This is a genomic window from Pseudomonas sp. (assembly GCF_026224925.1).
Lineage (GTDB): Bacteria > Pseudomonadota > Gammaproteobacteria > Pseudomonadales > Pseudomonadaceae > Aquipseudomonas.
Genome location: NZ_JAMFRV010000592.1, coordinates 1 through 8,834 on the forward strand (window position 1 = coordinate 1; position 8,834 = coordinate 8,834).

Annotated in this window: 8 protein-coding genes; 6 read left to right on the forward strand and 2 right to left on the reverse strand. The window is 55.3% G+C overall.

The genetic code is table 11. The features are described 5' to 3' along the window. The first annotated feature begins 616 nt into the window (after positions 1-616). The 6 genes from fadB (at position 617) to M0974_RS24675 (ending at position 8,040) form a co-directional block, all read left to right on the forward strand. On the forward strand, positions 617-2,764 hold the full coding sequence (gene fadB / locus M0974_RS24650; protein WP_297843182.1) for a fatty acid oxidation complex subunit alpha FadB: 2,148 nt from the start codon (positions 617-619) through the stop codon (positions 2,762-2,764). A gap of 24 nt (positions 2,765-2,788) precedes the next feature. Beyond that, a complete protein-coding gene (fadA, locus tag M0974_RS24655; protein WP_297843184.1) occupies positions 2,789-3,964 on the forward strand; it encodes an acetyl-CoA C-acyltransferase FadA in 1,176 nt (391 codons plus the stop codon). Positions 3,965-4,088: 124 nt separating this feature from the next. Continuing rightward, complete coding sequence (locus M0974_RS24660) at positions 4,089-4,343, forward strand: DUF1653 domain-containing protein (RefSeq protein ID WP_297843187.1); 255 nt, start codon at positions 4,089-4,091, stop codon at positions 4,341-4,343. A 96-nt stretch (positions 4,344-4,439) separates the two neighbouring features. Next, positions 4,440-7,052, forward strand: coding sequence for a type I DNA topoisomerase (gene topA, locus M0974_RS24665; RefSeq protein ID WP_297843189.1), 2,613 nt, complete (start codon positions 4,440-4,442; stop codon positions 7,050-7,052). A 162-nt stretch (positions 7,053-7,214) separates the two neighbouring features. Further along, entirely contained in the window at positions 7,215-7,736 is a 522-nt protein-coding gene (locus M0974_RS24670) for a DUF6586 family protein (RefSeq protein WP_297843192.1), read from the forward strand. 70 nt (positions 7,737-7,806) lie between these two features. Beyond that, on the forward strand, positions 7,807-8,040 hold the full coding sequence (locus M0974_RS24675; protein WP_297843195.1) for a hypothetical protein: 234 nt from the start codon (positions 7,807-7,809) through the stop codon (positions 8,038-8,040). A gap of 47 nt (positions 8,041-8,087) precedes the next feature. Here the strand turns inward: M0974_RS24675 and sulA are convergent, their stop codons facing one another. Together sulA and M0974_RS24685 are read right to left on the reverse strand one after the other, a co-directional pair. Then, complete coding sequence (gene sulA, locus M0974_RS24680) at positions 8,088-8,561, reverse strand: SOS-induced cell division inhibitor SulA (protein WP_297843198.1); 474 nt, start codon at positions 8,559-8,561, stop codon at positions 8,088-8,090. 10 nt (positions 8,562-8,571) lie between these two features. Further along, a partial coding sequence (locus M0974_RS24685) for a S24 family peptidase (protein WP_297843201.1) occupies positions 8,572-8,834 on the reverse strand: 263 nt, incomplete at its 5' end.

Below are 8,834 nucleotides of genomic sequence, written 5' to 3' on the forward strand. Positions count from 1 at the left end.
CCTTGGCTTGATAGCCGCGCGCGCTGATTTACTCAAATTTCAGGCATTAAAAAGCCCGATAACTACATCGGGCCAGGGTTGGCCAGGCAGGCCGGATAATCTGTGGCGATCCTTGCGCAAGGCAGGGAAGGCACTGAGCGTTGAGTCTGCCGCTTTACAAGCGCCTGATTCGTCAGTGCGCAGAATGTAGACCTTCTCGCAGCGTTTGTCTTGTTGCTCGCCTCTTTTTTATCCACTGATAGCTAAGTCGCCCTGAAAAGGTGCAAAAACTGGCTGCGCGTATCCATTATTATTTGAATGAATATTGTTATATCCAAGCATCATCAAACTTGCGGCCGCTACGGGGTGCACCGATAGCCGGTGAGCAGTTCTGCGCGATCACTGGCATTTTGCCCAATTGACAATTGGCAGAAATTCCGTGATGGTGTCCATACCCAAATCAAACGGGCGTATGAAATGAGCGTTTGCATCTTAAAACGCTCTTCCAAAATCCCGAGTATCGCGTCGGCGGGTTGGCTAGGTAGTTTGGCGGTAGCAACGGCGGCAACGCTTTCGTCACGTCAACTTGTAGCGTCCAGCGCGTATTGTTCAGCTTCCATATCGTGGAGATCAGTTGATGATTTACGAAGGTAAAGCCATCACGGTTCAGGCTCTTGAAAGTGGTGTTGTCGAACTGAAGTTCGATCTCAAGGGCGAGTCCGTCAACAAGTTCAACCGTCTAACCCTAAACGAACTGCGTCAGGCTGTTGATGCCATCAAGGCCGACGGTTCGATCACTGGTGTGATCGTTAGCAGTGGCAAAGACGTGTTCATCGTCGGCGCCGACATCACCGAGTTCGTCGAGAACTTCAAGTTGCCGGATGCTGAGCTGGTGGCTGGCAACCTCGAAGCCAACAAAATCTTCAGCGATTTCGAAGACCTCGGTGTTCCTACCGTGGCAGCAATCAATGGCATCGCATTGGGCGGCGGTTTTGAAATGTGCCTGGCGGCTGACTTTCGGGTTATGTCGGACAGCGCCAAAATCGGTCTGCCTGAAGTAAAGCTGGGCCTCTACCCAGGTTTCGGCGGTACCGTCCGTTTGCCGCGCCTGATCGGTGCTGATAACGCCATCGAGTGGATTGCTTCGGGCAAGGAAAACCGTGCTGAAGACGCGCTGAAAGTAGGTGCAGTCGATGCCGTGGTTGCTCCGCAGAAACTTGCCGAAGCGGCGATGGACCTGATCAAACGTGCCATTTCTGGCGAGTTCGATCACAAAGCCCGGCGTCAGCCGAAGCTGGACAAGCTCAAACTCAACGCCATCGAACAGATGATGGCGTTCGAAACCGCCAAGGGTTTTGTGGCTGGCCAAGCCGGCCCGAACTACCCGGCACCGGTCGAAGCTATCAAGACCATCCAGAAAGCCGCCAACTTTGGCCGTGACAAGGCGCTGGAAATCGAAGCAGCCGGCTTCGTTAAAATGGCCAAAACGTCTACTGCGCAGAGCCTGATCGGTCTGTTCCTGAACGATCAGGAACTGAAGAAAAAAGCCAAGATCTACGATGAAGTCGCTAACGACGTGAAACAGGCAGCCGTGCTCGGCGCCGGGATCATGGGCGGCGGCATTGCCTATCAGTCGGCTGTCAAAGGCACGCCGATCCTGATGAAGGACATCCGTGAAGACGCCATTCAATTGGGTCTGAACGAAGCGTCGAAACTGCTGGGCAACCGCGTCGACAAGGGGCGTTTGACCTCGGCGAAGATGGCCGTTGCGCTAAATGCGATCCGCCCTACGCTGTCCTACGGCGATTTTGGCACCGTGGACTTCGTGGTTGAAGCGGTGGTCGAGAACCCAAAAGTCAAGCAAGCAGTGTTGGCGGAAGTCGAAGGTCAGGTTAAGGACGACACGATTCTGGCGTCGAACACCTCGACTATTTCCATCAGTCTGTTGGCCAAAGCCCTCAAGCGCCCGGAAAATTTCGTTGGTATGCACTTCTTTAACCCCGTGCACATGATGCCGCTGGTTGAAGTCATTCGTGGCGAGAAATCCAGTGAAGTTGCAGTGGCAACCGCTGTGGCCTACGCCAAAAAAATCGGCAAGAACCCGATCGTGGTCAACGATTGCCCGGGCTTCCTGGTTAACCGCGTGTTGTTTCCTTATTTCGGTGGTTTCGCCAAATTGGTCAGCGCCGGAGTGGACTTCGTTCGCATCGACAAGGTTATGGAAAAGTTCGGCTGGCCAATGGGCCCGGCGTACCTGATGGACGTGGTCGGTATCGACACCGGCCACCACGGTCGCGATGTCATGGCCGAAGGCTTCCCTGACCGCATGAAGGACGACCGTCGTTCCGCGGTAGACGTGCTTTACGAAGCCAATCGTCTGGGTCAGAAAAACGGCAAGGGTTTCTACGCCTACGAGATGGACAAGAAGGGCAAGCCGAAGAAGGTCACGGATGCCGCGGTACTTGAAGTCCTCAAGCCGATTGTCTACGAACAACGCGAAGTGTCCGACGACGATATTATCAACTGGTTGATGATCCCGCTGTGCCTGGAAACGGTTCGTTGCCTGGAAGACGGCATCGTTGAAACCGCCGCTGAAGCCGATATGGGCTTGATCTACGGTATCGGTTTCCCTCTATTCCGTGGCGGCGCGCTGCGTTACATCGACTCGGTTGGTGTGGCTGAATTCGTTGCCCTGGCTGACAAATATGCTGATCTGGGTGCTTTGTACCACCCCACCGCGAAGCTGCGTGAGATGGCTAAAAATGGCCAGAGCTTCTTCGGTTAAGCGCCCAACGACTGAGAGGAATTTATGAGCTTGAATCCGAGAGACGTCGTGATTGTTGACTTCGGTCGCACCCCGATGGGCCGCTCCAAGGGTGGCATGCACCGTAATACCCGTGCAGAAGACATGTCTGCGCACCTGATCAGCAAGCTGCTGGAACGCAACGTCAAGGTTGACCCTTCGGAAGTCGAAGACGTGATCTGGGGCTGCGTAAACCAGACGATGGAACAGGGCTGGAACATTGCCCGCATGACCTCGCTGCTGACTCAGATTCCGCACACAGCAGCTGCGCAGACGGTTAGCCGTCTATGCGGTTCGTCCATGAGTGCGCTGCACACTGCAGCGCAAGCCATCATGACGGGCAATGGTGATGTGTTCGTGGTGGGTGGTGTTGAACACATGGGTCACGTCAGCATGATGCACGGCGTGGACCCGAACCCGCACATGTCGCTGTACGCCGCCAAAGCGTCGGGCATGATGGGCTTGACCGCTGAGATGCTCGGTAAAATGCACGGCATTACCCGTGAAGCCCAGGACGCTTTTGGTCTGCGTTCGCATCAGTTGGCTCACAAGGCAACGATCGAAGGCAAGTTCAAGGACGAAATCATCCCGATGCATGGGTATGATGAGAATGGCTTCCTGAAGATGTTCGACTATGACGAAACCATTCGTCCGGATACAACACTGGAAAGCCTTGCGGCCTTGAAGCCAGCCTTCAACCCTAAAGGTGGTACGGTAACAGCGGGTACTTCTTCGCAAATTACCGACGGTGCATCGTGCATGATCGTCATGTCGGCACAGCGAGCCCAAGACCTCGGCATTCAGCCTCTAGCGGTTATCCGCTCGATGGCTGTTGCGGGTGTGGACCCTGCAATCATGGGCTATGGTCCAGTACCTGCGACACAAAAAGCCCTGAAGCGTGCGGGTCTGGGTATCACCGATATCGACTTCTTCGAGCTTAACGAAGCCTTCGCTGCACAGGCCTTGCCGGTGCTGAAAGATTTGAAAGTGCTCGACAAGATGAACGAGAAGGTTAACCTGCACGGCGGCGCAATTGCTCTCGGCCACCCATTTGGGTGTTCCGGAGCACGTATCTCAGGTACGTTGCTGAACGTCATGAAGCAGAATGGCGGCAACCTTGGCGTTGCAACCATGTGCATCGGTCTCGGTCAGGGCATTGCCACTGTCTTCGAACGCGTTTAACGGTTCGTTTGATGGAAGCCGGGGCCACGTGCCCCGGCTTTTGTTTTTATGAAAAGCTGGTTTTTGAAAAAAAGTTGTGTTTCAAGAAAATTTATTTTCAGGTTTCATTTTCGAGGGCAGCCACATGCAGTTACAGCCAGGACTCTACCGCCATTACAAGGGCCCTGAGTACCGTGTATTCAGCATTGCCCGGAACTCCGAAACTGAAGAGGAATTCGTGTTCTATCAAGCCCTCTATGGCGATTACGGCCTTTGGGTCCGCCCCTTGAGCATGTTCCTGGAGTCCGTCGAGGTTGACGGCGAACAGGTGCCACGCTTTGCTCTGGTTCAAGTCGAACCGAGTCTGTTTTCAAGGCCTTCAGGAGAGATCGCGCAGTAGCCTGTGCTTGACCTCGCCTTATTGCCACTATATATAGCGGTGCCTCGACAGGGCACCAAGCGCCTTTCATTTCTAAATTCAGGAATTTTCTGATCCATGGGCAAATCGCTGGTCATCGTGGAATCCCCGGCTAAGGCCAAGACCATCAACAAGTACTTGGGTAACCAGTACGTGGTGAAGTCGAGTATCGGCCATATCCGAGACTTGCCCACCAGCGGTTCGGCTAGCGCCAGCAAAGAGCCTGCTGCCAAGCGCGGCAAAGCTGCTGTGGGCGAAGTGCCTGCCCTGACGCCTAAAGAAAAGGCCAAGCGCCAGCTTGTGTCGCGGATGGGTGTCGATCCTGATCATGGCTGGAAAGCCAAGTACGAAATCCTTCCTGGTAAAGAGAAGGTGATCGAGGAGCTGCGCCGGCTTGCCAAAGATGCTGACATCATCTATCTCGCAACCGACTTGGATCGCGAGGGGGAAGCCATTGCCTGGCACCTGCGCGAAGCCATCGGTGGTGACGACAGCCGCTATAAGCGCGTGGTGTTCAACGAGATCACCAAGAAGGCGATCCAGGAAGCGTTCTCCAAGCCAGGCGAACTCGATATCGATCGGGTCAATGCTCAGCAGGCTCGCCGTTTCCTCGACCGTGTCGTGGGTTACATGGTCTCGCCGCTGCTCTGGCAGAAAGTGGCCCGTGGTCTGTCGGCCGGCCGCGTGCAATCGGTTGCGGTGAAGCTGGTCGTAGAGCGCGAACGCGAGATCCGTGCGTTCAACCCTGAAGAATACTGGGAAATACACGCAGACCTCGGCACCGCCAAAGGCGCCAATGTGCGTTTCGAAGTGGCCCGTGAAAACGGCGAAGCCTTCAAGCCGCTAAATGAAACCACGGCCATGGCTGCGCTTGAGAAGCTCAAGGCTTCCAGCTACAGCATCGTCAAGCGCGAAGATAAGCCGACCAGCAGCAAGCCGTCGGCGCCGTTTATCACGTCCACATTGCAACAGGCTGCCAGTAATCGCCTGGGTTACGGCGTGAAGAAAACCATGATGATGGCCCAGCGCTTGTACGAAGCGGGCTACATCACTTACATGCGTACCGACTCGACCAACCTGTCGGTCGATGCCGTTACCATGGCGCGCAGCTATATTGAAACTGAATTCGGCAAGAAGTACCTGCCGGAATCGCCGAACGTCTACAGCAGTAAAGAAGGCGCACAAGAGGCTCACGAAGCGATTCGTCCGTCTGACGTCAATACCCATCCGAGCAAGCTGACGGGTATGGAGCGTGACGCTGAGCGCCTCTACGAGCTGATCTGGCGCCAATTCGTGGCGTGCCAGATGCCACCGGCGCAATACCTGTCGACTACCGTCAGTGTCGCGGCTGGGACCTTTGAGCTGCGCGCCAAGGGCCGCATCCTTAAGTTCGACGGTTATACCCGCGTTCTGCCGCAGATGGCCAAGCCAGGCGACGACGACGTATTGCCTGACATGGGGCAGGGCGACACGCTCAAACTGAACAAGCTTGATCCGACGCAACACTTTACCAAGCCGCCTGCGCGTTACTCGGAAGCGAGCCTGGTCAAGGAAATGGAAAAGCGCGGAATCGGCCGTCCATCGACCTACGCGGCGATCATTTCGACCATTCAGGATCGAGGTTACGTGGCGCTGCATAACCGCCGCTTCTATTCGGAAAAAATGGGCGATATCGTTACCGGACGCTTGTCCGAGAGCTTCGCTAACCTCATGGACTACGGTTTTACCGCAGGCATGGAAGAGAACCTCGATGACGTCGCTCAAGGTCAGCGTGACTGGAAAAGCGTGCTTGATGAGTTCTACGGCGATTTCAAGAAAAAACTCGAAGTAGCTGAAGCTGCGGACAGCGGTATGCGCGCCAACCAGCCGGTGATGACTGATATCGCCTGTAAGGTCTGCGGTCGTCCGATGCAGATCCGTACCGCGTCCACCGGTGTATTCCTCGGTTGCTCCGGTTACAGCCTGCCGCCAAAAGAGCGCTGCAAGGCAACGATCAATTTGACGCCTGGCGACGAGATCGCCGAGGACGACGAGGGCGAGTCTGAATCCCGTGTACTGCGCGGCAAGCATCGCTGCCACATCTGCAACACGGCGATGGATGCGTACCTGCTGGACGAAAAGCGCAAGCTGCATATCTGCGGCAATAACCCCGACTGCGTGGGTTATGAAGTCGAAGAAGGCACTTACCGGATTAAAGGCTATGAAGGCCCAAGCCTGGAATGTGACAAGTGCGGCAGCGAAATGCAGCTCAAGACCGGTCGTTTCGGTAAGTTCTTCGGTTGCACCAACCCTGAGTGCAAGAACACGCGCAAATTGCTGAAAAGCGGTGAAGCAGCAGGGCCGAAGATGGACCCGGTGAAAATGCCGGAGTTGAAATGCGAGAAGGTTACCGATACGTATATCTTGCGTGACGGTGCCTCGGGTCTGTTTCTGGCTGCCAGTCAGTTTCCGAAAAACCGTGAAACCCGTGCGCCACTGGTGATCGAGATCGTTCCGCACAAGGACGAGATCGATCCTAAGTACCACTTCCTCTGCGACGCGCCGAAGAAGGATCCGGACGGGCACCCTGCGGTGATACGTTACAGCCGCAAGACCAAAGAGCAATATGTGCAGACCGAAGTGGAAGGCAAGCCAACCGGTTGGCGAGCGTTTTACGATGGCAAGGCTTGGAAGGTCGAAGACAAGCGTTGATGTGAGTACCTGACGCATTGTCGTCAGGTAGCCCTTTCAGCGGTCGGATGCTGGCTCGCCCGGTGCGCATAAAAGCGTGTTGCGCGAGCCAGATTTGCTTTGCGCTCAGTTGTTCTAAATTGTTTGTGATGGCTAAAACCTGTTTTGATGGAGAATCCCGCCATGGCCCATGAGCTCTATACCCGCACCAATCAGAAAATATTTTTCGCCGGACTCGCCCTTGAAGCGCTTGGTAAGGCTGAAGAAAGCCGAGCGATGAATGCCCAGGCGCAAATTCAGGCCCAGCGCGAATGCGCGTTGTTTCACCTGTATGGCGCCCTGCTGGGTTTGTGCCACGAGATCGCAGGCTTTTATCGCCTGCCTCAAGCGAATGCTCCGCGGGCAGAAACGCTGTTGACAGAGGATGTGCTGAAGTCGATCTCCATTCCCGAGTTGGCAGAATTGATCGAATTGGCTCAGCATTCAGAAACTTGGCTAGCGCAAATGCTGGCGGCCTATAACGCGCTGTTCCAACCGCCGCGTGAGCCGAAGAAGCCTAAGGGTGATGTTACCCAGCCAATGATCATTGCTATTAGCGTGGGTGAAGAGCCTGCGCCCGAGCTGACTCGTAGCGAAATGGAGAGCTGGCGACAGCAGCTCAAGGGCCTGACGGTTCGTTTTCGCGAAGGGCTTAGTGAGTGCTGATTGATCGATGGACTAGGGGTTGAGTCGACTGGCTGGTACAATGCTGGCCTTTCGTGGAGAGCAGATAGCTATGCCAACGTCCTTTTTAGAAATTGTCGAGTTGCCTGACGGCCGTATTGAACTGCGCCGCGCTGAGGACGAGGGGTCCTTGGTTACGTTGGATTTCTCTGCAGATGCCAAAGTTTTCCTGCAAGGTCAGCACGTTGAAGTCGCCAAAGCCATGCTGAGTGTCGGCGTGCAGATGGCCGGACGTCTCGCGGAAGGCGATCTTGATAAGCACGATGGCCCGCGCGTTCTCCATTGATTGATAGGCCTGCATTGATCTTGAGCCGTCGGATCGGGGCTGATCACTCAGCCTAGGCGGATATTCAAGCTTTGAGCGTCCCCCGTCTTTGCAGCGCCGATCAATTGTTGGCGCCCCACGCCATTGATCGGGTTGATCCAGCTGACCACAGTATGGCTGCGGCCTAACTTCAATGCCTCGCAGGTCAACTGCAGCGCAGTTTGAGTACCGCGTGGTTGCAGCAAAAGAATGCGCTCCCGATTAAGTCCCGCGTCTCGCAGCCAAGTCTGGGTCAGGCTCGACGGCGGCGCGATCAGCGTCAGCCACCGTGCGTCTTGATCCTGGCTCAATTCCCGTAGAATAGGCGCTAAAAGATTGAGGCAGTTCCCGGCCGCGCCGCGCAAAGACAGTTCACTAAAAGCTTCTGGCTCTGTGTTCCAGGGCGTTTCGACCACATCTGTAAGTAACGGGGCGATGGGCTGTGCCATAAATGCCTCGAACAGTGGTAATTGAGCATGCTGTGGGGTGTGTGGGAACTGCATAACGTCTCCTTTAGCGGCGAATTACGCCGACGCTCAAGCCTTCGATCACCAGATCCTGATCTTTAAGGTTCACTTCGATAGGGGCGAAATCAGGGTTTTCAGCCATCAGCCAGACTTTACTGCCTTCGCGTTTAAAGCGTTTTACGGTGACTTCATCGCCGATTCGAGCCACGACGATCTGCCCATTCCGCGCTTCCCGGCAGGTATGTACGGCAATGAGGTCACCGTCGAGAATGCCGACATCTTTCATGCTCATGCCATGGACGCGTAACA

Excerpts from the sequence above, each read along its gene's own strand:
- fadB (WP_297843182.1), top strand. The coding sequence starts at position 617 with ATGATTTACGAAGGTAAAGCCATCACGGTTCAGGCTCTTGAAAGTGGT.
- fadA (WP_297843184.1), top strand. The coding sequence starts at position 2,789 with ATGAGCTTGAATCCGAGAGACGTCGTGATTGTTGACTTCGGTCGCACC.
- M0974_RS24660 (WP_297843187.1), top strand. The coding sequence starts at position 4,089 with ATGCAGTTACAGCCAGGACTCTACCGCCATTACAAGGGCCCTGAGTAC.
- topA (WP_297843189.1), top strand. The coding sequence starts at position 4,440 with ATGGGCAAATCGCTGGTCATCGTGGAATCCCCGGCTAAGGCCAAGACC.
- M0974_RS24670 (WP_297843192.1), top strand. The coding sequence starts at position 7,215 with ATGGCCCATGAGCTCTATACCCGCACCAATCAGAAAATATTTTTCGCC.
- M0974_RS24675 (WP_297843195.1), top strand. The coding sequence starts at position 7,807 with ATGCCAACGTCCTTTTTAGAAATTGTCGAGTTGCCTGACGGCCGTATT.
- sulA (WP_297843198.1), bottom strand. The coding sequence starts at position 8,561 with ATGCAGTTCCCACACACCCCACAGCATGCTCAATTACCACTGTTCGAG.